The sequence below is a fragment of the Solirubrobacter soli DSM 22325 genome (genome assembly GCF_000423665.1).
Lineage (GTDB): Bacteria > Actinomycetota > Thermoleophilia > Solirubrobacterales > Solirubrobacteraceae > Solirubrobacter > Solirubrobacter soli.
Window position 1 is genome coordinate 299,588 of record NZ_KE384069.1, and the last position, 23,344, is coordinate 322,931.

The window sequence follows — 23,344 nt, forward strand, 5'->3', positions numbered from 1 at the left end:
GCGGGCGCCTCGGCAGCGGGCGCGGCCTCGGCCGGTGCGGCCTCAGCAGCCGGAGCGTCAGCAGCGGGCGCCTCGGCGGCCGGCGCGGCTTCGGCCTCAGCGGCCGGAGCGTCAGCGGCGGGCGCGGCCTCGGCGGTGGGCGCGGCTTCGGCCGCAGCGGCCTCGGCAGCCGGAGCCTCGGCGGCAGGAGCCTCAGCGGCAGGAGCCTCGACGGCCGGGGTCTCGATCGTGTCGGCCTCGGCGGCCGGCTCGCTCGTCGCGGCCTCGGTGGGCGCCTCGTCCGACGCGGCCGGGGCGGGGGCCTCGGAGGCGACCGGCTCGCTCGTCTCCTCGGCGGCGACGGCGGGCGTCTCCACGGTCTCGGCCTCGGGCGCCACGGCGTCGTCCAGCGCCGGAGCGTCGGCGGCGACCGCGGCCTCGGCGGTCGCGTCCTCCACGCTCACGGGCGGGGCCGAATCGCCGTTCCCTTCGGAGGCCGCCACCGGGGCTTCCGGTTCTGGCGTCGTGGCGGTCTCGTTCTTATCCTCGGGAGAGGGCGTCTCGGTCATGGTGTTGGACCTCTGGCTGCTGGCTTGGCGCGCCGCGAATCGCAGGAAGTTGGAAGGGCGCGCGAGGGCGGGGCGTCCGGGCGCGGCAAAGCACCGGGAAGCCGCGTCGCCAGCATAGCGGTCACAAACGCCTGACTCGGCACTCGTTCCCCGCCTGACGACTACTAACGTTCACACCATGCCGCCCGGCAACGGAGACTCCCCCCGCGAGCTGTTCCTGATCGACGGGAACTCGCTCGCATATCGCGCGTTTTTCGCGCTCCCGGAGTCGATCTCGACCTCCGACGGACGCCCCACGAACGCGATCTTCGGATTTGCGTCCATGCTCGTGAAGATCCTCACGGACTACGGGCAGGTGCCCACGGTCGTCGTGTGGGATGCGGGGATGTCGGGGCGCAAGGAGATCAGCCCCGACTACAAGGCCCAGCGCTCCACCCGCCCGGACCTGCTCAAGCTCCAGTGGCCGCACCTGCGCCCGCTCGTGGAGGCCTTCGGCTACAGCAACATCTCCGTCGAGGGCTTCGAGGCCGACGACGTGATCGCCGCCCTCACCGAGCAGGCCAAGGAGCGCGGCGTGCCCGTGATGGTCGTCACCGGCGACCGCGACGCCTACCAGCTCGTGGACGACGGCGTGCGGATCATGTCGACGTCCAGGGGCGTGACCGACACGAAGGTCTACGACCGCGAGGCGGTGATCGAGCGCTACGGCATCCCGCCCGAGCTCGTCCCGGACTTCATCGGCCTCAAGGGCGACTCCTCGGACAACATCCCGGGCGTCCCCGGCATCGGCGACAAGACCGCCGCGGACCTGCTGCAGAAGTTCGGCGACCTCGAGGGCGTGCTCTCGAACATCGACAACATCACGGGCGCCAAGCGCAAGCAGAACCTGACCGAGCACGCCGACAACGCGCGCATGTCCAAGCAGCTGGCGACGATGGTCCGCGACGTCCCGGTCGACATCGACCTCGAGGTCGAGTTCACGCGCGTCCCGGACCGCTCGAACCTGCGCACGGTCTTCCGCGACTGGGAGCTCCGCGACCCGCTGAGAAGACTCGAGGAGGCCCTCGAGGCCGCCGACCTCGAGTCGATCCCGCGCCCCGAGGACGTCGACCGGATCCAGGTCAAGACCGGGCTCGCCCGCCACCCGACCGACATCACGCGCATGAAGGGCGACGAGCTCGTCATCACCCTGCAGGCGCCGGAGGTCCCCGAGGGCGAGCTGATCCCGCGCGAGCCGGTCTGGCGCTTCGCGGCGTACGCGGGCGGCAACATCGCGCTCGCGGGGGAGACGGACGACCCGAGCCTGGTGATCCAGGCCGTGGGCGACCGCCCGGTGGTCACCCACGACGCCAAGCAGCTCGGCGACGTCCCGGCCAACCTCGTCTTCGACACCGCGGTCGCCGGCTACCTGCTCGACCCGGCCCGCCGCGGCTACCCGCTCGACGAGCTCGCCGAGGACCGCGGGATCGGCGCGGACGCGGGCGATGAGCTCGCCACCTACGCCGTGCTCATCCACGAGCTGGCGAAGCAGCAGCGGCCGCAGATCGAGGAACGCGGGCTGACCGAGCTGATGAACACGGTCGAGCTCCCGCTCGTCCACGTGCTGCGCGAGACCGAGAAGGCGGGCATCAAGCTCGACACCGCCGCGCTGGAGAAGGTCGCGACCCGGATCAAGGCCGAGGTCATCGATCTCGAGAAGCAGGTCTGGGAGCTGGCGGGCGAGGAGTTCGTGATCGGCTCGCCGCAGCAGCTCGGGCAGATCCTGTTCGAGAAGCTCAAGCTGTCGCGCAAGCGCCGCGGCAAGACCGGCTACAGCACCGACGCCCGCGTGCTGCAGGCGATCCGCGACGAGCACCCGATCATCCCCACGATCGAGCGCTACCGCGAGTTGTCCAAGCTCGCCCAGACCTACCTCGACGCGCTGCCGAACTGGCTCGGCGACGACGGCCGCCTGCACACGACGTTCGAGCAGACCACCGCCGCGACCGGGCGCCTGTCCAGCATCAACCCGAACCTGCAGAACATCCCGATCCGCACCGAGACCGGTCGCGAGATCCGCGCCTGCTTCATCCCCGAGCCCGGCAATGTCCTGCTCAGCGCCGACTACAGCCAGGTCGAGCTGCGGGTCCTCGCGCACATCGCGAACGAGCAGGTGCTCAAGGACATCTTCGCCCGCGGCGAGGACGTGCACACCGAGACCGCCTCGTTCGTCTTCGAGCTGCCGCCGGAGGAGCTCGACGTCGGCATGCGCTCCAAGGCCAAGATGGTCAACTACGGCATCGTCTACGGCCTCTCCGCGTTCGGCCTCGCCGACCGCCTGCAGATCCCGCAGGACGAGGCGCAGGCGTTCATCGACCGGTACCTGGAGCGCTTCCCGGCGGTCGCGCAGTACATGAAGGACGCGGTCGAGCAGGCCGAGCAGCACGGTTACGTGAGCACGCTCTTCGGCCGTCGCCGCCAGATCCCCGAGATCCGCGCCCGCGACTGGCAGATGCGCAGCTTCGGCCGCAGGCTCGCCGTCAACACGCCGATCCAGGGCACCGCGGCGGACATCATCAAGATCGCGATGGTCAACTGCCACAACGCGCTGGCCGAGGCCGGGCTCAAAACCAGAACGATCCTCCAGATCCACGACGAGCTGCTGTTCGAGGGCCCGCCGGAGGAGATGCTCCAGGCGGAGGAGATCGTGATCCGCGAGATGGTCGGCGCGGCCGACATCGACCCGCCGCTGGTGGTCGACGCCGGCGTCGGCGAGAACTGGCTCAAGGCCAAGTGACGCGCGACACAGCTGTCGTCGCCGCGCTCGCGATCGGCGCCGCGGTCGCCGCTCAGGCGCCCCTGAACTCGCAGCTCGGGCGCTACGTGGGCGGCCTGCCGGCGACGACGATCGCGCTCGGCACGAGCTTCCTCTGCCTGCTGGGCCTCACGGTGATCGCCGGTGAGCTCGCGGGCTTGAAGGACATCGGCAAGCCGCCGCTGCACGTCCTGATCGGCGGCGGGATCGTCGGTGCGCTCTACGTGGGCTCCATCGTCTGGACGGTCCGCGCGCTCGGCGTCACCGGCCTGAGCGTCGTCACGCTGGCCGGCCAGTTCGCGGCGGCGCTCGCGATCGATCACTTCGGCTGGCTCGGGGTAGACAAGTCCCCGATCACGCTCGCGAAGCTCGCGGGCGTCGCGTTGGTGGCCGCGGGGACGTGGCTGATCGTGGCCGACTAACCTCACGCACCTGAAACCGAGGAGGACCGCGAGATGAAGTTGGAGAACGAGTTCACCGTCCCCGCGTCGATCGACCAGGCGTGGGCCATCCTCCTCGACGTCCCCCGCGTCGCGCCCTGCCTGCCCGGAGCCACGGTCGAGCCCGACCGGGGCGAGGAGGGCGAGTACAAGGGCCAGATGAAGATCAAGATCGGCCCGATCACCGCCGCCTACAAGGGCACGGTCAGGATCCAGGAGGCCGACGAGGCCAATCACACGGTGGCCATGCGCGCGCAGGCGAAGGACGCGCGCGGCCAGGGCACCGCGGCGGCGACGATCACCTCGACGATGGAGGAAGTCGCCGACGGGACGAAGATCACCGTCGTCACCGACATGCGCGTGACCGGCCCGGCCGCCCAGTTCGGCCGCGGTGTGATGCAGGACGTCTCGGCCAAGCTGATGACCCGCTTCGCCGACTGCCTCGCCGCGCAGATGCAGGAAAGCCCGGACGTGGAGACGACGGACGCGGCCCCGCCCGCGGCCGAGACCGGCGAGACGCCCGGCGAGGCCTCGGCCACCGTCGAGGCCCCGGCGGCGGCTGCGACCGGCGACGCGCCGGCGCCCGCCGAGAGCACGGCGACCACGCCGGGCGCGTCGTCCGGCGTCTCGTCGGCCGCCGCCACGGAGCCGCCGTCCGCGTCCTCGGGCACCCCGACCACGGAGCCGCCGAAGCCGCGCCCGACCGACGACGTGCTCGATCTCGGCGAGGCGAGCCGCGACGCGGTCCTCAAGCGTCTCGCGCCGATCGCCGCCGGCGTCGTCGCGCTGCTGATCCTGATTCGCATCGTCAAGCGTTGAGCCTGGACGCCGAGCTCCAAGCGGTCCTCGACGGCTGGGCGGCGCTCGACGGCCCGCCCGCCCACGAGGTGCCGGTGGAGCAGGCGCGCGCGGCGCACCTGTCCGAGACCGAGCACCTCGCGGGGGAGGGGCCCGCGGTCGCGCACGTCGCCGACGACGAGGTGGCGGGGGTGAAGGTCCGCGTCTACACGCCCGACCAAGCCCGCGGCACGCTCGCCTACCTGCACGGCGGCGGCTGGGTCCTGGGCAACCTCGAGTCCGTCGACGCCGTCTGCCGGGCCCTGGCGAACGAGAGCCGCGCGCGGGTCGTGAACATCGACTACCGGCTCGCGCCCGAGCACCCGTTCCCCGCGGCGCTGGAAGACGCGATCAACGCCACGCGCGCGGTCGACGCCGACGTCGTCGCCGGCGACAGCGCCGGCGGCAACCTCGCCGCGGTCGTCGCGCGCCGCCTCAAAGCGCGCCTGAAGCTCCAACTGCTGATCTACCCAGTCACGGACGCGGGCCTGAACACGCCGAGCTACCGCGAGCTGGATGAGCGCTACGGGCTGACGGCGGCCGCGATGCGGCGCTTCTGGAACCTCTATCTCGACGGCGCCGACGGCCTCGACCCCGATGCGTCCCCACTGCGCGCGACGGACCTCGGGGGACTCCCGCCCGCGTACATCCTCACGGCGAGCCACGACGTCCTGCGCGACGAGGGCGAGGCGTACGCCCACGCCCTGCGGGAAGCGGGCGTGCCGGTGACCGTCAACCGTGTCGAGGGCGCGATCCACGGCTTCTGGCGCTGGCAGACCAAGGCGATCTCCCGCGCGGCCGTGCGCGAGGCGGGCGCGGCGGTCCGCTCCGCGCTAGGTTGACGCGCCATGGCCTTCTGGCATCCCTTCGCCGACATGGGCGCGGTCTCGCGCGACGAGTTCATCATCGACCGCGGCGAGGGTCCGTGGGTCTTCGACGAGGCGGGCACCCGCTACCTCGACGGCACCGCTTCGCTCTGGTACGCCAACCTCGGCCACGGCCGGACCGAGATCGCGGACGCGGTCGCCGCCCAGATGAAGCGGATCGAGGCGTACCACACGTTCGCCGACGTCTCCAACCGCCAGGCCATCACCCTTTGTGAGCGGCTGGCCGGCCACGCGCCGTTCCCCAACGCCAAGGTCTTCCTGACGTCCGGCGGAGGCGACTCGATCGAGGTCGCCGCCAAGCTCGCGCGGCGCCACTTCGTCAACCAGGGCCAGCCCGAGCGCGTGCACCTGATCAGCCGCACGCAGGGCTACCACGGCACGCACGGCTTCGGGACCTCGCTCGGCGGCATCGAGGCCAACGTGACCAACTGGGGTCCGCTGGTCCCGCAGATCTCCAGCGTGCCGCACGACTCGCTGCCCGCGCTGGAGGAGGAGATCCGCCGCGTCGGCCCGGACAAGGTCGCCGCGTTCTTCTGCGAGCCGGTGATCGGCGCCGGCGGCGTCTTCCCGCCCGCCGACGGCTACATCCAGGGCGCGGCCGACCTCTGCGCCGAGCACGGGATCCTGTTCGTCATCGACGCCGTGATCTGCGGCTTCGGCCGCCTCGGCACGTGGTTCGGCGTCGAGCGCTGGCCCGACGTCAAGCCGGCGATGATCACCTTCGCCAAGGGCGTGACCAGCGGCTACCTGCCGCTCGGCGGGGTCGTGGTCGACGAGGAGATCTCGGCGCCGTACTTCGAGGCGCCCGGCGGCCCGATGTTCCGCCACGGCGCGACCTACGCGGGCCACCCGTCGGTCTGCGCGGCCGCCAACGCGACGCTCGACATCTACGAGAGCGAGGACATCATCCGCCGCGGGCAGGACCTCGAGACGCCGCTCTACGAGGCGCTGAAGCCGCTCGCCGACCATGAGGCGGCAAGCGAGGTCCGCGGCGGGATCGGCTTCCTGGCCGCGGTCGGCGTCAAGGAGCCGAGCGCCGTCGCGACGCTGGCCGCGGGCGCGCGCAAGGCCGGCGTCCTGGTCCGCCCGCTCCTGGGCGGCGTTGCCGTCTCCCCGCCGTTGATCTGCGAGCAGGAGCACATCGACCTCGTCGCCAAGGCGATCGAGGCCGGGTTGGACCATGTAGCGGCTCGGTAATCCCTACCGCAGCGGTCGTGATAAATTAGGCCCACCTAATGAGGGCCACCGAAGAACCGATGGACTTTCCACTGGCCGGTTTCCGCGCTCGTCGCTGGCTCCGGTTCGAACGCGACTTCTACGCGTGGTTGGACACGCCAGAAGGCCGCTTTGCCCGTTGGTGCGCCGCCGAACGGGGTAGCGTCGTGGCACATGCCGACCACACGACACGCTTCCGCGGGCATTCTCGCGGACCAGAACAGCGCCAAGCGTGAGGAGATCGTCGCGCTCCTGACACGCGCGTACTGGATGGAGATGGAGACCGTGATGTCCTATCTCGCCCAGTCCGCCCACCTCGACGGGATCCGTGCCGAGGAGATCGCCGAGGCGCTCGCCGCCGACGTGACCGAGGAGCTCGGCCACGCCAAGGCCTTCGCGAACCGCATCAAGGACCTCTACGGCACCCCGCCCGGCTCGATGGACTTCACCGCCGAGCAGAGCTACCTGCAGCCGCTCGAGGACCCGACCGACGTCGCGACCGTGATCAAGGGCGTGATCGAGGCCGAGGCCGGCGCGATCGAGCACTACACCCGGATCATCGAGGCCTGCGACGGCGTCGACTGGGGCACGCAGGACATGGTGATCGAGATCCTCCGCGACGAGGAGAACCACCTGCGCACGTTCGAGCGCTACCTCTCCGAGTTCGAGTAGTCCTCACGCCGCCTGCGCGCTCGCGGTCCGCGAGCGAGGCGCAAGCCGCTACGCGGCAGCCTCGCTCGACTCGAGGTCGAGCGGTGGCGAGCCCGCAGGGCGAGACAGGGGGACCGGGGGCGCGGGCACGGCGTACTGCGGCGGCGCGATCTCCAGGTAGTGCTGGAACGCCCAGGTGGAGATCTTGCGCCGCGCGAAGATCCGCGTGAGCGTGTCGAGCGGGCGGCCGTGGAGGTGCCTGATCGACTGCTGCGCGGCGTAGATCGCCTCGTACTTCCAGCGGTGCGAGCCGCTGAAGGCGCCGTAGCGCTTCAGCGCGGCGGCGCGATCCTGGCGACCCTCGACGACGGCGCGCAGCTCGCGCCCCAGGGCGATCCCGAAGTAGAACGCCGTGCGGATGCCCTCGGCCGTCAGTGGCAGGCAGTGGCCCGCGCTGTCGCCCGCGAAGAACACGCCGTCCTCGACCGCGGGGCGGATGCGGTGCGGGATCCAGTTGCCCTGGTAGCCGTCCGGCTCCTGCTGGACGTCCTCGACGAGCCGCAGCGTCGGCTGCTTGACGGGGTCGTGCGGGTCGAACGAGCCGACGCCGATCCGCAGCTCGTCGCGCGCGGGGAACGACCAGCCGTAGCCGGCGTCGACGTAGCGCGGGTCGATCCACAGCTCCAGGTCGGAGCCGACTCCGGCGGGGTGGACCTCCAGCCCGCGCGACAGCGGCCCGTCGGGGGGCTGGAAGTTGTCTCCTGGCCCGAGCACCCGCCGCCAGCCGAGTGCATCGACGATCAGCGGGGCGGTGACGGTGCCGCGATCCGTACGCACCTCCAGGCCCGTCCGGTCAATGACCTTCGCCGTCTCGAACTCCGCATCGCCCGCTTGCTCCCAGAGCAGATCGCACAGCTGGCGGTAATCAAAGGTCGAGAACGTAAAGGGGAGCGGCCAGCGGGCGCGCTCCACCTGCGGCGTGTGGACGAGCAGCGAGTCGAACGTCTGCCGGATCGAGGCCTCCAGACCCATGTTCCGGAGCCATTCCGTGGGGGCCGCGCAGGCCGACGTCTGCCGCTCGCCGATCTCGTAGCGATCCAGGACGAGCACGCGAGCGCCGGTCGAGCGCAGCTCGCGCGCGACCGTCAGACCGGCGAACGAGGCGCCGCAGATCAGGACATCCGCGTCGGCGCCGGTCGGAAAGGGTACGCGGGCGGCCCCGCGCTTCGTGGCTCGTACAGGCATTCTCGCTACAGTATCCGGCTGCTAATGGAAGCCACGCTCACTCCCCCTGCCATCCCTGAAGCCCGCGTCGTCGAGGGCTCGGACGGGATGCTCCTGGAAATCGACGGCCAGATCGTCCCGAACTACGACGCCACCATCGTCCCCTTCGAGGAGGGCGACGTCGTCACGGGCAAGGTTGTACGGATCGACAAGGACGAAGTCCTGGTCGACATCGGATACAAGAGCGAAGGGGTCATCCCCAACAACGAGCTCTCGATCCGCAAGTCGGTGGATCCGAATGAGGAGGTGGAGCTCGGCGAGGAGGTCGACGCTCTCGTCCTCACCAAGGAGGATCAGGACGGTCGCCTGATCCTGTCCAAGAAGCGCGCCCGCTTCGAGCGCGCATGGCGCAAGATCGAGGGTGCCGCCGAGTCCGGCGAGCCCGTCAACGGCGCGGTCATCGAGGTCGTCAAGGGCGGCCTGATCGTCGACCTGGGCGTGCGCGGCTTCCTGCCCGCCTCGCTCGTCGACATCCGCCGGGTGCCGAACCTGGACGAGTACCTTGGTCAGACAATCCAGACCAAAGTTATAGAGCTTAATCGGTCGCGCAACAACGTCGTCCTGTCGCGCCGCGCGGTCCTCGAGGAGGAGCGCAAGGAGCAGCGTCAGGCGATCCTGGAGCGCCTGCAGCCGGGCCTCATCATCGAGGGCCAGATCTCGAACATCGTCGACTTCGGCGCGTTCGTGGACCTTGATGGCATCGACGGCCTGATCCACATCTCCGAGCTCTCGTGGTCGCACGTCAACCACCCGAGCGAGGTCCTGTCGATCGGCCAGACCGTCGAGGTCAAGGTCCTGGACATCGACCGCGACCGCCAGCGCATCTCCCTCGGTCTCAAGCAGACCCAGGAGGATCCGTGGCAGCGGGTCGTCGACACCTACCACGTGGGTGACGAGCTCGAGGGCGCGGTGACCAAGGTCGTGGCGTTCGGCGCGTTCGTCGAGATCCTCGAGGGCGTGGAAGGGCTCGTGCACATCTCCGAGCTCGCCCAGCAGCACGTCGAGAACCCGCGCGAGATCGTCCAGCCGGGCGACGAGGTCAAGGTCAAGATCCTCGAGATCGACTCCGAGCGCCGCCGGCTCTCGCTGTCGATCAAGCGGGTCGAGGGCCAGGTCCTCCCGCGCCGCACCGAGGGCCTGACCGGCGACGCCGGCGACCTCGAGGACATGCCGGAGCTCGGCCTGTCCGAGGACGTCTTCGCCGAGGCGCCGGCCGCCGTCGAGGGCGAATCGCCCGCAGCGGACGCCGCCGAGCCGGTCTACGAGTCCGTGGACCCGGACTTCGAGGGCGAGCCGACGTCGATCACGGTCGAGGACACGCCGGTCGAGGCCGCCGAGGTCCCGGAGGCCGTCGAGGAGGCCCTGGAGGCGGAAGCCGCCTCCGAGCCCGAGGCTCCCGCGGCCGAGGACGAGGCTCCCGCCGCCGAAGAAGAGTGACTGCGCCGCCGTTCGTCGGCCTGACGGGCGGCATCGGCGCAGGGAAGTCCGAGGCGCTTGCGGCACTGGAGCGCCTCGGGGCGTCGGTGATCTCCACCGACAAGGTCGTCCACGAGCTCTACGCCGATCCTGACGTGATCGCCGCCGTGGTCGAGCGCTGGGGCGAGCAGGTCGCGCCCGGCGGTGTCGTCGATCGCGCCGCGATCGCCCGCAGCGCGTTCGTCGATGACGACGAGCGCCACTTCCTCGAGCAGCTGCTCTGGCCGCGCGTGGGGGCGCGGGTGGCCGAGTGGCGCGAGCGCGAAGGTGCCAAGACGCCGCGGGCGCTGGTGGTCGAGACCCCGCTGCTGTTCGAGGCCGGCCTGGACGGGATGTACGACGCCACGATCGCGATCGTGGCGCCGGAGGCGATCCGCGCCGAGCGCGCCGGGGCGCGTGGTCATGCCGCGCTCGACGAGCGCACCGCGCGCCAGCTGCCGCAAGCGGAGAAAGCGGCACGTGCCACGTACGCTGTAGAGAACTCCGGCACTTTGCGCGAATTGGAGCAGGAGCTGTCGGGGGTTCTTGCGAAGCTGTCTTCTTGAAGGTCATGAGCGCTCCTGGGGCAACCGCACGCCGGACCGCGGCCCGTTCTCGGGGCAAGTCCCGTGCGCGCCGCATGCAGGTCCTGCGCCGGCGTCTCGCGCTGGGCGCGGGTCTCGCGCTCGTGATCGTCGCGGTGCTGAGCCTCGTCCGCCCGGCCGACCACGCCTTCAAGGAGACCTTCCAGCTCCCGCTGCGCCATGAGGACATCATCCGCCAGCAGGCGGCCCAGAAGGACGTCGACGCGTCGCTGATCGCGGGCGTCATCTACACGGAGTCGCGCTTCCGCGACCAGACGTCGCACGCCGGCGCCAAGGGCCTGATGCAGCTGATGCCCGAGACCGCCGATTACATCGCCCGCAAGTCCGGCGGCACGCGCTTCACCCGCGCCGACCTGGCGACGCCGCAGATCAACATCAGCTACGGCACCTGGTACCTGCGCTACCTGCTCAACAAGTACAAGGGCAACACGATCCTGACGCTCGCGGCCTACAACGCGGGCGAGGGCAAGGTCGACCAGTGGCGGGCGATCGCCGCGGCCAAGGGCGAGAAGTTCCGGGTCGCCAGCCACATCCCCTTCAAGGAGACCCGCGACTACGTGCACCGGGTCCTCAACGCGCGCGCCGGTTACCGCAAGCATTACGCGGCCGAGCTCGGCTTGAAGTAGCACCAGGGGGACATCCCCGCCGCCGCACCCCGATCATCCGACCTGGGCACGGACCTCGGCCGCGGAATAAGCCCACCGGCGGGTGCGTCGTGGGGGGTATCAACACCTCAGCCCCCACATTCGCGCCCGGCTCCACCTTCGCCGGTTACCGCATCGAGGCGGAAGCCGGCCGTGGCGGCATGGGCATTGTCTATAGAGCGACCCAGGTCGCCCTCGGGCGCCCTGTGGCGCTCAAGCTGATCGCCGCCAACTTCGCGGGCGACCGCTCCTTCCGGGAGCGGTTCAAGCGCGAATGGGAGACCGCGGCCTCCATCGATCACCCCAACGTGATCCCGGTCTATGAGGCCGGCGAGGCCGAGGAGCACCTCTTCATCGCCATGCGCTACGTCGAGGGCCTCGACCTGGCCAACCTGCTCGCCCGCGAGCCGGAGCTGGACCCCGACCGTGCCGTGCGGATCATCGCCCAGGTCGCGTCCGCGCTCGACGCGGCCCACCAGCGCGGCCTCGTGCACCGCGACGTCAAGCCCGCCAACGTCCTGATCGGTGCCGAGGAGCACGTCTACCTCACCGACTTCGGCCTGACCAAGCACGCCTCCCAGGACGCGCTGACCAAGACCGGCCTGTTCGTGGGAAGCGTCGACTACGCCGCTCCCGAGCAGATCCGCGGCGAGGCGATGGACGCCCGCACCGACGTCTACTCGCTCGGCTGCGTGCTCTACCAGACGCTCACCAAGCGGATCCCGTACGACAAGCCCGCGGACGTGGCGAAGATGTACGCGCACGTCTCCGAGCCGCCCCCGCTCGTCTCCGAGGCCCGCCTCGACGGCCTGACGGCCTTCGACGGCGTCATCGCCAAGGCGATGGCCAAGGAGCCCGACGACCGCTACCAGACGGCCGGGGAACTCGGCCGCGCCGCCCAAGCCGCGCTCACCGGGGGGTCAGACCCCTCAACAAAGTCGAAGGGCAAAAAGCCCCGCTCAGCGCGAAATCGGATTGTTAAGGGGTCTGACCCCTCTCCGGCGACCGGGAACGCGGAGGTGTCGCGCAAGACGAAGGTCGCGATCGGCATCGCGCTGCCGGCGGTGCTCGTCGCCGGCCTCGCCGCGGCCGGGCTGGCGGCGACCGGTGTGATCGGCGGGGGCGACGACACGCCCGTCGCGAAGGCCATCGCGACCCCGACCGCGACCGCGACGGCCGCGGCGACCACGCCGCCGCCCGAGGCCACCGCGGCCCCGACCGGCCAGCCGAAGGCGGTCGCGACGATCAAGGTGGGCAAGGGCCCGGACGGCGTCGCGGTCAGCGGCGGCCGCGTGTTCGTGGCCAACCAGGAGGCCGGGACGCTCTCGGTCATCGACCCCGGGACCGACAAGGTCATCGGCGACCCGATCGACGCCGGCGCCCGTCCCGACGGCGTCGTGGCCGGCAAGGGCGTCGTCTGGCTCGCAGGAGCGGGCACGGACTCGGTGCGCCGCTTCCAGGCCGCGGGCGAGATCGTCCCCACGGCCAAGGTCCCGGTCGGCGACCGGCCGGAGGCGATCAGCCTCGGCAAGCAGCTCGTCTGGGTGGCCAACGTCAACGACGACACGGTCAACCGGATCGACCGCGCGACCCCGTCGGTGGTCGGCAGCCCGATCGGCGTCGGCTCCAAGCCCTCGGGCATCTTCGTCGGCCGCCGCTCCGTGTGGGTCGCCAACAACGGCGACGACACCGTCACCCGCATCGACCCGTCCACGGCCGAGGTCGTCGGTACCCCGATCGCGGTCGGCAAGGACCCGCGTGGCGTGATCGAGACCGAGAACTTCGCCTGGGTGGCGAACTCCGGCGACGACACCGTCACCCGCCTGGACCGCAAGACCGGGCAGGTCGTCGGCACCACCAAGGTGGGCAAGAACCCGCGCCAGCTGGCCTTCGGCAACGGCTTCGTGTGGGTGACCAACAACGGCGACAACACCGTCACCCGCCTGGACCCGAACACCGGCCGCGTCGTCGGCTCACAGATCGCGGTCGGACAGAAGCCGCTGGGCATCGCGAGCGGCGCCGGCGCCGTCTGGGTGGCCAACCACGGCGACCACACGATCACCCGGATCGGCTTCTGACGATGGACACGACCGGCTTCTTCCAATACCCCGGCGACGCGCTGGTGGCGAGCGAGGACCCGCCCGGGTTCCTCGAGGACCGCAACGACGAGGACTGGAACCTGTTGCTCGAGCACACCGAGACGCGGCTGTTCCGCGCCGGCCAGGCGGTGCTGACCGCGGGGGAGCGCGACCGCGCGCTCTACCTGCTGGTCGACGGCCGCCTGCAGGCGCCGAGCGGGCCGGTCGCCCCCGTGAGCACGTTCGGCGAGGTCGCGTTCCTCGACGGCCGCCCGCGCGCGGTGACGGTCACCGCCACGAGCGACGCCGAGGTGCTGCGCCTCGGCCACGAGGCGTTCCTCGCGCTTTCGGCGAGAAGGCCGGACCTCGGCCGCGCGGTGCTCTCCGACGTGAGCGCGATCCTCGCCGCCCGGTTCCGCAACGCCTCGGACCAGATCGCGGGGTGGACGGGCTGATGGCCGCGATCACCTTTCCCAACTACACGCAGATCCCCTCGCGCCTGAGCCTGACGGCGTGGCGGGCGATCCGCGCGGTCGTGTGGATCGGCGCCCTGATCATCGCGGGACTGCTGATCGCGGTCCCGGACACCGGCCTGCAGGTCTTCTGGAAGGCCGTGATCCCGACGCTGCCGGTGCTCTTCATGGTCGCGCCCGGCGTCTGGCGCAACATCTGCCCGCTCGCGACCTCCAACCAGACGCCGCGGCTGCTCGGCATCACCAAGGGCCTGAACCCGCCCGCCTGGCTGAAGGAGTACGGCTACGTGATCGCCGTCGGCGGGTTCATCGGCTTCGTGATGCTGCGCAAGGTCGGCCTCGACGACTCCGGTCCGCTGACCGCGCTGCTGCTGCTCGGCGCGATGGCCGGCGCCTTCGCGGGCGGCATGGTCCTCAAGGGCAAGAGCGGCTGGTGCTCGACCGTCTGCCCGCTCCTGCCGGTGCAGCGCATCTACGGCCAGACGCCGTTCGCGCTGGTCGGCAACAACCACTGCCAGCCCTGCGTCGGCTGCGCCAAGTCCTGCTACGACTTCAATCCGCGCGCCGCCTACCTGGCCGACCTGAACGACGCCGACGGCTACTGGAGCGGCTACCGCAAGTTCTTCGTCGGCGCGTTCCCAGGCCTGATCCTCGGCTTCTTCGAGACCGCCGAGGGCGACATCCCGGGGATGCTGCTCTACATGGCGGTCAGCACCGCGCTGTTCGCCCTCGCGATCACCTTCGTCAAGGTCTCCACCCACACGATCACCTCCACGTTCGGGGCGATCGCGTTCTCCATCTTCTACTTCGAGGGCGCCGCGTCCTACGAGCCGGCGACCTGGGGCATCCGCGCCGTCGCGCTCGCGCTCGCCGCGGTCTGGCTGGTGCGCACGTGGCGCAAGGAGAAGCCGTTCCTGGCCCAGGCCGCGGCACCGGTCGTCGCGGTCAACAACGCCGCCAGCCGCTCGATCGCCAACAATCGCGCGCTGAAGTCCGGCGCGCCCGAGGTCCACTTCGTCGACGACGACAAGACCGTGCTCGCCAAGGAGGGCCTGAGCCTGCTGGAGATCGCCGAGTCCAACGGGCTGACGATCGAGTCCGGCTGCCGGATGGGCATCTGCGGCGCCGACCCGGTGGCGGTCAAGGACGGCATGGACTGCCTGAGCGGGATCTCCGACGACGAGCGGGCGACGCTCGAGCGGCTCGGCTACGCGCCGAACACCCGCATGGCCTGCTGCGCCCGCGTGCAAGGACCGGTCAGCGTCGCGCTCAAGCCCGACAAGGCCGCGACCCCGAGCATCAGCAAGGTCGCCGGGTTCAGTTACGACAAGAGCGTCGCCAACGTCGTCGTGATCGGCAACGGCATCGCGGGCGTGACCGCGGTGGACCACATCCGCCGCCGCCACCCGGTGACCCAGATCGACCTGATCGCCGAGGAGCCGCACCACCTCTACAACCGCATGGGCATCGCCCGCCTCGTCTACGGCAAGTCCGCGATGCAGGGGCTCTACCTGAACCCGGACGCGTGGTACGGCGAGCGTGAGATCGAGGTCTGGCTCAACACCCGCGCACTCCAGATCGACCGCGCCAACCGCCAGGTGCACCTGGGAACGGGGGAGAAGCTCCCGTACGACAAGCTGATCCTGGCGATGGGCTCGCGCGCGTTCGTCCCGCCGATCGAGGGCTACGGCCTCGCCGGCACCGGCGTCCTGCGCAAGGCCGACGACGCGATCCGCGTGCGCACCTTCGCCCAGCGCCACGCGGCCAAGCGGGCCACGGTCGCGGGCGGCGGCCTGCTCGGCCTCGAGGCCGCCTACGCCCTGCACCAGCTCGGCGTGCGGGCGACCGTGCTCGAGCGCTCCGACCGCCTGCTCAAGCGCCAGCTCGACGCGCGGGCCGCGGAGCTGCTCCAGCGCTACCTGGAGGGCCTCGGGCTGGAGATCATCACCAGCGCCGAGACCAGGGCGGTGTTCGGCCAGGGCCGGCTGGACTCGCTCGAGCTCGTCGACGGCCGCCGCCTGGACACCGAGATCCTGCTCGTCGCCGCGGGCATCCAGCCCAACGCAGAGCTCGCCCGGGCCGCCGGGCTGGCGACCAATCGCGGCGTGCTCGTCAACGCCCGGATGCAGACCGGCGACCCGCACATCCTCGCGGCCGGCGACGTCGCCGAGTTCGAGGGGCAGGTCCCCGGCCTGTGGCCGGTGTCGGTCGCGCAGGCCGAGGTGGCGGCGGACGTCGCCGTCGGTGGCTCAAAGCTCTATGACCCGGTCGTCCCCGTGACGATCCTCAAAGTCGTGGGCATCGAACTCACGTCGATCGGCCGCTTCGAGGCGGCCGGATCGCACGAGGAGGAGATCGCCCTCGAAGACGCCTCCGGGCGTTACCGCAAGCTCGTGGTGGCGGACGGCCGCATCGTGGGCGCGATCCTCCTTGGGTTCTCCAAGGAGGTCGCGGCCGTCCGCACCGCGATCACCCGCGGCTTCGATGTCACTCACGTGCTTCCCACCCTCAGGCAGGGCCGATGGGACGTACTTACGGGCATGAGCGGAGAAATGCCGCTCGCGCCCGCCGTGCCCGCATAAGATCGGCGGATGCCGGGCTTCTTCGACTACCCCACGGAGGAGCCCGAGCCCGAGCACGGTCTGCCCGGCTTCCTCAACGATCGCGGCGAGGAGGACTGGGCGATGCTGCTCGACCACGCCGAGACGTTGCTGTTCCGGCCCGGGGACTCCGTGCTGCGGGCCGGGGAGCGCGACCGCGCGCTGTACCTCTTGGTTGACGGCTGGCTGCGGGCGCCGAGCGGCGTGATCCACCCGATCACGACGCTCGGCGAGGGCGCGTTCCTCGACGGCGGGCCGCGCGCGGTCAGTGTGGAGGCGATGAGCGACGGCGAGGTGATGCGGCTCAGCTACGAATCGTTCGAAGCGCTGTCGGCGCGCAATCCCGCCCTCGCCCGCCACATCCTGCTCGACCTGGGGCGCATCCTGTCCGCCCGCCTGCGGGCGGGTGACGACCACACGCCCGGATGGACGGGCTGAGCTTCCCGAACGCGACGCAGATCCCGTCGCGGCTGCCGCTGCGCTGGTGGCAGCTGATCCGGTTCGGGAGCATCGTCGTCGCGCTCGTCGTGGCGGCGCTGCTGATCTTCGTGCCCGACACCGGCCTCGTGGTGATGTGGAAGGTCGTCATCCCGCTGCTGCCGCTGCTGTTCCTCGTCGCGCCCGGCGTGTGGCGCAACCTGTGCCCGCTGGCGGCGTCCAATCAGACGCCGCGGGCGCTCGGCATCACGCGGGCGAAGACCGCGCCGGGCTGGCTGAAGGAGTACGGCTACGTGATCGCCTTCAGCCTGTTCATCGGCTTCGTGGTCGCGCGCAAGCTCGGCCTCTCCAACAACGGGCCGTTGAGCGCCCTGCTGCTGCTCGGGGCGATGGCGGGCGCATTCACCGGCGGGATGCTCCTGAAGGGCAAGAGCGGCTGGTGCTCGACCGTCTGCCCGCTGCTGCCGGTGCAGCGCATCTACGGGCAGACGCCGCTGCTGATGGTCGCCAACGCGCACTGCCAGCCGTGCGTCGGCTGCGTCAAGAACTGCTACGACTTCAACCCCCGCGCCGCCTACCTCGCCGACCTGCACGAGGGCGACAGCTACTGGAGCGGCTACCGCAAGTACTTCGTCGGCGCGTTCCCGGGGCTGATCGTCGGGTTCTTCGCGACGCCGAACGTCGGCTGGATGGCGGTGGCGGTCGCGATCAGCATCGCGTCCTTCGCGACGCTCGTGACCTTCTGGAAGACCTCCGCGCATCGCCTCACGTCTCTGTACGGCGCGGTCGCGTTCAGCCTCTTCTACTGGTACGCGAGCGAGATCCTGCCCGAGCCGCTCACCTGGCTCGCGCGCGGCTGCGCGATCGCGCTCGCCGGGACCTGGTTCGTCCGCACGCTGCGGATGGAGAAGCCGTTCCTGGAGCGCGCGAGCGGGCCGGTCGCCCCGCCCGCCGGGACGATCGAGGGCGTCGGGGTCCGCACGATCGCCCGCCGCGCGGCCAACGCGCCCGAGGTCACCTTCGTCCCGGACAACAAGCGCGTCGCGCCCAAGCCCGGGCAGACCCTGCTCGAGGTCGCCGAGGCCGCGGGGATGACGATCGAGGCCGGCTGCCGGATGGGCGTCTGCGGCGCCGACCCGGTCGCGATCCGCTCCGGCCTGGAGTGCACGTCGCGGGTCACGGACGACGAGCTGGCGACGCTGAACCGGCTCGGTTACGCGCCCAACACGCGGATGGCGTGCTGCGTGCGCGTGTCCGGCCCGGTCGAGGTCTCGCTGACGCCGGACAAGGCCGAGGCACCGGCGCTCTCCCGCGTCGACGTCAAGTACGACAAGAGCCTGACCAAGGTGGTGGTCATCGGGAACGGCATCGCCGGTGTCACCGCCGCCGAGCAGCTGCGCCGGCGCCACCCAGAGGTCGAGATCGACCTGATCGCCGACGAGCCGCATCACCTCTACAACCGCATGGGCATCTCGCGCCTGGTCTACGGCCGCAGCGCGATGCAGGGGCTCTACCTGAACCCGGACTCGTGGTACGAGGACCGAAACATCACCGCGTGGCTGAACACCCGCGCGCTCGTGATCGACCGCGACGCGCACACCGTCGCGCTGGGCACGGGGGAGACGCTCCCGTACGACCGCGTGATCCTCGCCACCGGTTCGAGCAGCCACGTGCCGTCGATCGAGGGCTTCGGCGTACCGGGGACGGGCGTCCTGCGCTCGGCCGAGGACGCGATCGGGCTGCGCGCGTTCGCCCAGCGCCCGGCGACGCGGGTGGCGGCGATCGCGGGCGGCGGCCTGCTCGGCCTCGAGGCCGCCTACGCGCTGCACAAGATCGGGCTGCGGACCGTCGTGCTCGAGCGCTCCAACCGCCTGCTCAAGCGCCAGCTCGACGCACGCGCGGCGAGGATCCTGCGCGACTACCTCGAAGGGCTCGGGCTGTCGTTCCAGATGGAGGCCGAGACGGAGTCCGTCGAGGCCAACGGTCGCCTGCGGGCGGTGAACCTGAGCGACGGCAGGCGTCTGGAGGCGCACATCCTGCTCGTCGCCGCGGGGATCCGGCCCAACGTGGACCTGGCGCGCGAAGCCGGGCTCGCGATCAAACGCGGCGTGCTGGTCGACGAGCGCATGCGCACCGACGACCCGCAGATCCTCGCCGCGGGCGACGTCGCGGAGTACGCCGGTCAGCTCCCAGGGCTGTGGCCGACGGCCGTGGCGATGGCGGAGGTCGCCGCCGACACCGTCGCGGGCGGCGAGAAGACCTACGCCGGGATCGTCCCGGTGACGATCCTCAAGGTCGTCGGCATCGAGCTGACATCGATCGGGACGTTCGAGCCGACATCGCCCGACGACGTCGTGATCGCGCTCGAGGACGAGTCGGGCACGAAGTACCGCAAGCTGGTGATCTCGGACGGCCGGATCATCGGCGCGATCCTGCTGGGCTTCCAGGCCGAGGTGGCGCCGGTACGCTCGGCCATCACCGCGGGAACCGACGTCAGCACGCACCTCGAGGACCTGCGCAGGGGGCGATGGGGGGTGCTGGCGGGGGAATAGCGCGCTCCGGCCGGGCGTCTTCGGTGGCATGAAGCCGAAGATCCGACTCGTGACTCCGTTCGCGATCGCCGCCGGGGTCGCGGCGTTCGCTCTTCCCGGCACCGCCAGCGCCGCGGTGACGTCCACGTTCGCCAACAACACGCTGACCGTGACCTCCGACGACGCGGGCGACAACATCACCATCGGCGTCGCCGGCGCCAACATCACCGCCCCGGGTACGGCCGGCATCCCGAACGACGGCACGGTCAGCCTCGTCGTCAACGCCGGCGGCGGCAACGACAACATCAACATCTCGGCCCCGAACTTCGCCGGCTCGCCGGTCGTCAACGGCGGCGACGGTGATGACACGATCGTCGGCTCCGCCCGCACGGACACGATCGACGGCGGCAACGGCAACGACCGCATCACCGCCGGCAAGAACACGGTCGCCACCGACCCGGAGACGATCCACGGCGGCGCCGGCAACGACGTCATCATCTGGAACAACGGCGACGGCGATGACATCAACGAGGGCGACGCCGGCGTCGACGAGACGCAGATCCTCGAGGCGGGCACGGCCGACGACGGCAACACGATCACCCAGGAGGGCACGACGACGCGCTTCGAGCGCACGTCGGGCGCGGGTGGCTTCAAGGTCTTCTCCACCAACACGATGGAGAAGCTCTCGCTGCAGTCCTTCTCGGGCAACGACACGGTCGCGACCGGCCCGGGCGTGCCGATCGCGATGAGCATCGACTCCGGCCCCGGCAATGACACCATCTCCACCGGCGACGGCCCGGACCGCATCGTCGGCGACCGCGGCGATGACACCATCAACGCCGGCGGCGGCGAGGACACGATGGTGTGGACCAACGGCGATGGCAATGACATCATGAACGGCGACGCTGGCACCGACATCGTCGAGAACGACCTCGGCAACGCCGACGACGTCTCGACCCTCAAGATGGAGAACGGCCGCGTCCGCTACGACCGCGTCAACGCCCCGTTCAGCCTCAGCATCGGCACGAGCGAGGTCATGCTCCTCAACACGTTCGGCGGCAACGACACGCTGACGACCGCGCCGGACGTCGGGATCTGGCTCGACGTCAACGCCGGAGCCGGGAACGACATCATCCAGGGCGCCGCGGGCAGCGACCGCATCGACGGCGGCGACGGCAACGACGCCATCAACGTCCGCGACGCGCAGGCCGACCTGGTCACGGGCGGACCGGGCACCGACTCGGCGACCGTCGACGCCGGCGACGCCGTCGGGGCGGACGTCGAGAACGTCGACCGTGCGGCCGCTCCGCAGCCCCTTCCGGCCCCGGCCGCCGGCGCGCTCACGCTGCCCAAGACCGCCAAGGTCAGCAAGGGCGTCGCTCAGATCAAGGTCTCGTGCCCGGCCGGCACCGCGGGCTGCGCGGGCTCGATCGCGCTCTTCTCGGCCAAGACGATCAAGGTCGGCGCGCTGCGCGCCAAGCTCGAGCTCGGCCGCGCCTCGTTCAACGTCGCGGCGGGTCAGAGCAAGACCGTCAAGATCAAGCTCGCCCCGGGCACCGCGAAGCTCGCCAAGAAGAAGAAGCTGGCCGTGACGGCGCGCGTCGGTGAGAAGACGTCGAAGCTGACGCTCTCTTTCTGAGTGCCACCATGTAGCGGATGAAGGACCTCGACCGACGTGGCCTGGCGTTTCTCGCGTCAGGCCACGCGGTCGCGGATCTCTGCCAGGGCGCCGTGCCCGCGCTGATCCCGTTCCTGATCTCGGAACGCGGATATTCCTACAGCGCGGTCGGCGCCCTTCTGCTGTTCGTGACCGTCGGCTCGTCGGTCATCCAGCCCGCGTTCGGCGCGTTGAGCGACCGGTTGTCGATGGCGTGGCTGATGCCGGTGGGCGTCGCGCTGGCGGCCATCGGGGTCGGGCTCGCGGGCGTGGCGCCGAGCTTCGCGCTCACGGCGTTGTCGGTCGGCGTCGGCGGCCTCGGCGTCGCCGCGTTCCACCCGGAGGGCGCGCGCTACGCAAACTACGCGAGCGGCTCCCGCCGCGGGACGGGGATGAGCTTCTTCAGCGTCGGCGGCAACGCGGGCTTCGCGCTCGGGCCGATCCTCATCACCCCCGCGGTGCTGGCCTTCGGGCTGTCCGGGACGCTGCTGGTGGCGGTGCTGCCGCTGGCGATCGCCATCGCGTTGGCGCTGGAACTGCCCAAGCTCAAGGCGCGCACCGCGGAGGCCGCCGCGGAGAGCGCGGCCCGGATCAAGAGCGGCGACCGCAGCGAGGACGACGTCGGCGCCTTCGGGATGCTGACGGCGGTGATCTCGGTCCGCTCGGCGATCTACTTCGGGTTGCAGTCCTTCGCGCCGATCTGGTTCATCCACGAGTACGGCATCTCGGAGGCGAGCGCGAACGCGTTCCTCGCGGCGATGCTGGTGTGCGGCGCCTTGGGGACGCTGGTCGGCGGCCAGCTCGTCGATCGGATCGGGCGTCGGCGCGTGCTCGTCGGCTCGATCGTGGCGCAGGTGCCGCTGCTGCTCGGGTTCATCCTCGCGCCGAGCGAGGCCGCGGCCGGCGTGCTGCTGTCCGCGATCGGGTTCGTGACCGTGATGTCGTTCAGCGTCTCGGTCGTGATGGGGCAGGAGTACCTGCCGAGCCGGCTCGGGATCGCGTCGGGCATCACGCTCGGGCTGGCGATCGGCATGGGCGGCATCGCCGCGGCGCTGCTCGGCGTCCTCGCCGACGCCACGAGCCTGGAGACGGTGATGTGGACGATCGTCGCGTTGCCGTGGCTCGGCCTGGTGCTCGCCAAGACGTTGCCGCTGACGCCCGTGGAGGCGCGGACGCTCAGCCGCCCAGTACGCGCTGCGACAGCCAGAACAGACCCATAGCCGCCGCGGCCGACCCCGCGGCGGCGTGGGCGAAGCCGGACCACTCGAAGCGCCGCACCGCCAGCAGCAGCGGGAAGACGACGGCGATGATCATCGCCTGCCCGAGCTCGATGCCCAGGTTGAAACCGATCAGCGCGCTGACGATCGGCGTGCCGTTGGGGAACGTCACCGCGCCCGCGAACCCGAGGCCGTGGAGCAGCCCGAATCCGAAGACCACGAGCAGCCGCCGTCTGGACTCGACGCCGAGCACGTTCTCGACCGCGACGTAGACGATCGAGGCCGCGATCAGCGGCTCGACGATCGCGCCAGGCACGTCGACGATGCCGAGGATCGCCAGCCCCAGCGTGACGCTGTGCGCGACGGTGAAGGCCGTCGCCAGCTCGGCGACCTGGCGCAGCGAGCGCGCCCCGAGGAGCAGGATCACCAGGAACAGCACGTGGTCCCAGCCGAACACGATGTGCTCCACGCCCTTCTCGACGAAGCGCGGGAAGCCCGGGCTGTCCGCGGTCATCGTCGTGTGGTCGGGGTCGAACAGGAACGTGCCCTCCGAGCCGCCGAGCTTGTAGTCGACGACGTTCTCCATCGGCAGGTCGTAGTCGACGCGGAACTGCCCCTGCGCCTTCGGGCACTCCATGTCCAGCCACACGCGCGTGTAGGGCGCCTCGCGATGTGGCAGCGGCTCGGCGCTGCGCATGCTCGACGTGCACGACTCGCCGTCGACCGTGAGCCGCACGGCGCCGGTCATGTACGCCTCGATCTCCGCCTTGCTCTCGCCGGCGACCGCCACCAGCTCCTCGGTCTCCAGGCCCAGCACGTAGTTGACATGGGTCCCGTGCTGGCGCACCTCGGCGAAGCCGGGCTTTGTGACATGGGCCTGCGCGGGCGCGGCGAGCAGGAGGAAGAGGAGGATGACCAGTCGCTTCATGGCGCGGCCACTGAACCAGCTGGCCTCGCCTATGAAGTGAACGAGTCGTTACGTCCTCATCC

18 protein-coding genes and 1 pseudogene are annotated in these 23,344 nt (G+C 70.8%); 16 read left to right on the forward strand and 3 right to left on the reverse strand.

The annotated features are described in order from the left end of the window. A pseudogene (locus tag G569_RS64860) lies at positions 1 to 443 on the reverse strand (hypothetical protein); the annotation flags it as partial. 283 nt (positions 444 to 726) lie between these two features. Between G569_RS64860 and polA the strand changes: the two are divergent. The 6 genes from polA to G569_RS0131010 all read left to right on the forward strand — a co-directional run bounded on the left by polA (position 727) and on the right by G569_RS0131010 (position 7,393). Further along, positions 727 to 3,324 carry a DNA polymerase I gene (gene polA / locus G569_RS0130985; RefSeq protein WP_037500359.1) on the forward strand — a complete coding sequence of 866 codons (2,598 nt, stop codon included), beginning with the start codon at positions 727 to 729 and terminating at the stop codon, positions 3,322 to 3,324. After that, positions 3,321 to 3,764, forward strand: a complete 444-nt coding sequence (locus G569_RS0130990; protein ID WP_037500362.1) for a DMT family transporter — start codon at positions 3,321 to 3,323, stop codon at positions 3,762 to 3,764. The genes polA and G569_RS0130990 overlap by 4 nt, the downstream gene beginning before the upstream one ends. A gap of 33 nt (positions 3,765 to 3,797) precedes the next feature. Then, positions 3,798 to 4,601, forward strand: a complete 804-nt coding sequence (locus tag G569_RS0130995) for an SRPBCC domain-containing protein (RefSeq protein ID WP_028066296.1) — start codon at positions 3,798 to 3,800, stop codon at positions 4,599 to 4,601. Beyond that, on the forward strand, positions 4,598 to 5,461 hold the full coding sequence (locus G569_RS0131000) for an alpha/beta hydrolase (RefSeq protein WP_028066297.1): 864 nt from the start codon (positions 4,598 to 4,600) through the stop codon (positions 5,459 to 5,461). Before G569_RS0130995 ends, G569_RS0131000 begins: the two co-directional genes overlap by 4 nt. Positions 5,462 to 5,467: 6 nt before the next feature. Beyond that, positions 5,468 to 6,703, forward strand: a complete 1,236-nt coding sequence (locus G569_RS0131005) for an aminotransferase family protein (RefSeq protein WP_028066298.1) — start codon at positions 5,468 to 5,470, stop codon at positions 6,701 to 6,703. 192 nt (positions 6,704 to 6,895) lie between these two features. Next, entirely contained in the window at positions 6,896 to 7,393 is a 498-nt protein-coding gene (locus G569_RS0131010; RefSeq protein ID WP_028066299.1) for a ferritin-like domain-containing protein, read from the forward strand. 48 nt (positions 7,394 to 7,441) lie between these two features. Here G569_RS0131010 and G569_RS53035 read toward each other — a convergent pair whose 3' ends face one another. Next, on the reverse strand, positions 7,442 to 8,617 hold the full coding sequence (locus G569_RS53035; protein ID WP_053227224.1) for an NAD(P)/FAD-dependent oxidoreductase: 1,176 nt from the start codon (positions 8,615 to 8,617) through the stop codon (positions 7,442 to 7,444). A gap of 87 nt (positions 8,618 to 8,704) precedes the next feature. Between G569_RS53035 and rpsA the strand changes: the two genes are divergently transcribed. The 10 genes from rpsA (at position 8,705) to G569_RS0131065 (ending at position 22,357) form a co-directional block, all read left to right on the forward strand. After that, positions 8,705 to 10,093 carry a 30S ribosomal protein S1 gene (gene rpsA, locus G569_RS53040; protein WP_037500365.1) on the forward strand — a complete coding sequence of 463 codons (1,389 nt, stop codon included), beginning with the start codon at positions 8,705 to 8,707 and terminating at the stop codon, positions 10,091 to 10,093. After that, positions 10,090 to 10,677: a dephospho-CoA kinase gene (gene coaE, locus G569_RS0131025; RefSeq protein WP_028066300.1), complete on the forward strand. Its 588-nt coding sequence runs from the start codon at positions 10,090 to 10,092 to the stop codon at positions 10,675 to 10,677. Before rpsA ends, coaE begins: the two co-directional genes overlap by 4 nt. A 74-nt stretch (positions 10,678 to 10,751) precedes the next feature. Continuing rightward, positions 10,752 to 11,342, forward strand: a complete 591-nt coding sequence (locus G569_RS0131030; protein WP_064750490.1) for a lytic transglycosylase domain-containing protein — start codon at positions 10,752 to 10,754, stop codon at positions 11,340 to 11,342. An 89-nt stretch (positions 11,343 to 11,431) separates the two neighbouring features. After that, positions 11,432 to 13,438: a serine/threonine-protein kinase gene (locus tag G569_RS59365; RefSeq protein ID WP_306765265.1), complete on the forward strand. Its 2,007-nt coding sequence runs from the start codon at positions 11,432 to 11,434 to the stop codon at positions 13,436 to 13,438. 2 nt (positions 13,439 to 13,440) lie between these two features. Continuing rightward, on the forward strand, positions 13,441 to 13,893 hold the full coding sequence (locus G569_RS0131040; protein WP_028066302.1) for a Crp/Fnr family transcriptional regulator: 453 nt from the start codon (positions 13,441 to 13,443) through the stop codon (positions 13,891 to 13,893). After that, positions 13,893 to 16,493 (forward strand): FAD-dependent oxidoreductase, encoded by a 2,601-nt coding sequence (locus G569_RS53050; protein WP_157592438.1) that lies wholly within the window; start codon positions 13,893 to 13,895, stop codon positions 16,491 to 16,493. The genes G569_RS0131040 and G569_RS53050 overlap by 1 nt, the downstream gene beginning before the upstream one ends. Before the next feature lie 9 nt (positions 16,494 to 16,502). Beyond that, positions 16,503 to 16,949 carry a Crp/Fnr family transcriptional regulator gene (locus G569_RS59370; RefSeq protein WP_053227228.1) on the forward strand — a complete coding sequence of 149 codons (447 nt, stop codon included), beginning with the start codon at positions 16,503 to 16,505 and terminating at the stop codon, positions 16,947 to 16,949. Further along, positions 16,937 to 19,501, forward strand: coding sequence for an FAD-dependent oxidoreductase (locus tag G569_RS53060; protein WP_053227229.1), 2,565 nt, complete (start codon positions 16,937 to 16,939; stop codon positions 19,499 to 19,501). The genes G569_RS59370 and G569_RS53060 overlap by 13 nt, the downstream gene beginning before the upstream one ends. 49 nt (positions 19,502 to 19,550) lie before the next feature. Further along, the gene (locus tag G569_RS0131060; RefSeq protein WP_169542283.1) at positions 19,551 to 21,119 is read left to right on the forward strand and encodes a calcium-binding protein; all 1,569 of its coding nucleotides are present in this window, start codon (positions 19,551 to 19,553) and stop codon (positions 21,117 to 21,119) included. 17 nt (positions 21,120 to 21,136) lie between these two features. After that, a complete protein-coding gene (locus G569_RS0131065) occupies positions 21,137 to 22,357 on the forward strand; it encodes an MFS transporter (protein WP_028066304.1) in 1,221 nt (406 codons plus the stop codon). On the opposite strand, the gene G569_RS59375 is transcribed toward G569_RS0131065, so the two are convergent. After that, positions 22,314 to 23,282: a HupE/UreJ family protein gene (locus tag G569_RS59375; RefSeq protein WP_053227230.1), complete on the reverse strand. Its 969-nt coding sequence runs from the start codon at positions 23,280 to 23,282 to the stop codon at positions 22,314 to 22,316. The two genes, G569_RS0131065 and G569_RS59375, sit on opposite strands and share 44 nt — an antisense overlap. Positions 23,283 to 23,344 lie beyond the last annotated feature (62 nt).

Excerpts from the sequence above, each read along its gene's own strand:
- polA (WP_037500359.1), top strand. The coding sequence starts at position 727 with ATGCCGCCCGGCAACGGAGACTCCCCCCGCGAGCTGTTCCTGATCGAC.
- G569_RS0130995 (WP_028066296.1), top strand. The coding sequence starts at position 3,798 with ATGAAGTTGGAGAACGAGTTCACCGTCCCCGCGTCGATCGACCAGGCG.
- G569_RS0131005 (WP_028066298.1), top strand. The coding sequence starts at position 5,468 with ATGGCCTTCTGGCATCCCTTCGCCGACATGGGCGCGGTCTCGCGCGAC.
- G569_RS0131010 (WP_028066299.1), top strand. The coding sequence starts at position 6,896 with ATGCCGACCACACGACACGCTTCCGCGGGCATTCTCGCGGACCAGAAC.
- G569_RS53035 (WP_053227224.1), bottom strand. The coding sequence starts at position 8,617 with ATGCCTGTACGAGCCACGAAGCGCGGGGCCGCCCGCGTACCCTTTCCG.
- rpsA (WP_037500365.1), top strand. The coding sequence starts at position 8,705 with ATGCTCCTGGAAATCGACGGCCAGATCGTCCCGAACTACGACGCCACC.
- G569_RS0131030 (WP_064750490.1), top strand. The coding sequence starts at position 10,752 with ATGCAGGTCCTGCGCCGGCGTCTCGCGCTGGGCGCGGGTCTCGCGCTC.
- G569_RS0131040 (WP_028066302.1), top strand. The coding sequence starts at position 13,441 with ATGGACACGACCGGCTTCTTCCAATACCCCGGCGACGCGCTGGTGGCG.
- G569_RS53050 (WP_157592438.1), top strand. The coding sequence starts at position 13,893 with ATGGCCGCGATCACCTTTCCCAACTACACGCAGATCCCCTCGCGCCTG.
- G569_RS59370 (WP_053227228.1), top strand. The coding sequence starts at position 16,503 with ATGCCGGGCTTCTTCGACTACCCCACGGAGGAGCCCGAGCCCGAGCAC.
- G569_RS53060 (WP_053227229.1), top strand. The coding sequence starts at position 16,937 with ATGGACGGGCTGAGCTTCCCGAACGCGACGCAGATCCCGTCGCGGCTG.
- G569_RS0131065 (WP_028066304.1), top strand. The coding sequence starts at position 21,137 with ATGAAGGACCTCGACCGACGTGGCCTGGCGTTTCTCGCGTCAGGCCAC.
- G569_RS59375 (WP_053227230.1), bottom strand. The coding sequence starts at position 23,282 with ATGAAGCGACTGGTCATCCTCCTCTTCCTCCTGCTCGCCGCGCCCGCG.